The 815-nt window shown below is 46.6% G+C and carries 1 pseudogene; it reads left to right on the forward strand.

Going from position 1 to position 815, the window contains the following annotated elements:
• Nucleotides 1-815: pseudogene (locus AB4653_RS11730) on the forward strand (S9 family peptidase); the annotation flags it as partial.

The raw sequence follows: 815 nt of genomic DNA on the forward strand, positions 1-815 counted from the left end.
GTTCCTAGATCCGAATACCTTCTCGGAAGATGGCACCACATCACTGGGTTCGGTGTCGTTTTCTAAAGACTACGTTTAGTAGCGTACAGTATTTCCGAGGGCGGAAGCGACTGGCGTAAGATCTTTGTGATTGATACTGAGACTAAACAGCAGCTTGAAGCCGAAATCACCGACGCTAAATTTACCGGCATTTCTTGGTTGGATAATCGTGGCTTTTATTACTCTAGTTACGATAAGCCAGACGGTAGCCAGCTTTCTGCACGTACCGAACAGCACAAACTTTACTTCCATGAGTTGGGTACCGAGCAAGCTAGCGACAAAGTGATTTTTGGTGAGAACAACACCGAGCAGCACCGCTATGTGTCGGGTTACACCACCGAAGACGACCGTTACTTGATTATTCTAGGGCGAGAGTCGACATCGGGTAACAGACTGTTCTATATCGATTTAAATTCACCAGTACAACAGCTGAATACGTTGATTGATCATGTGGATAGCGATACTTACCTCATTGATAACCAAGACGAAGTCTTCATCTTATACACCAACCTCGATGCGCCAAACGGCAAGGTGGTGAGCTTTGATACTCGCGATGGGAAATGGCTCGAAATCATCCCTGAAAAGCCACAGCCATTGGATATCAGCACGGGCGGTGGCTACTTGTTTGCCCACTACATGGTCGATGTGGTGTCTAAGATTGAGCAGTTGGATTACCAAGGTAATCGAGTTCGTGACATTCATTTGCCTGGGCTGGGAACGGCCAGTGGCTTAGGTGGAAAAAACGAGCAAACTCAGCTTTATTACACCTTTACCAA

The organism is Vibrio sp. 10N.222.48.A3 (assembly GCF_041475345.1).
In the GTDB taxonomy this organism is placed as follows: Bacteria; Pseudomonadota; Gammaproteobacteria; order Enterobacterales; family Vibrionaceae; genus Vibrio; species Vibrio tasmaniensis_A.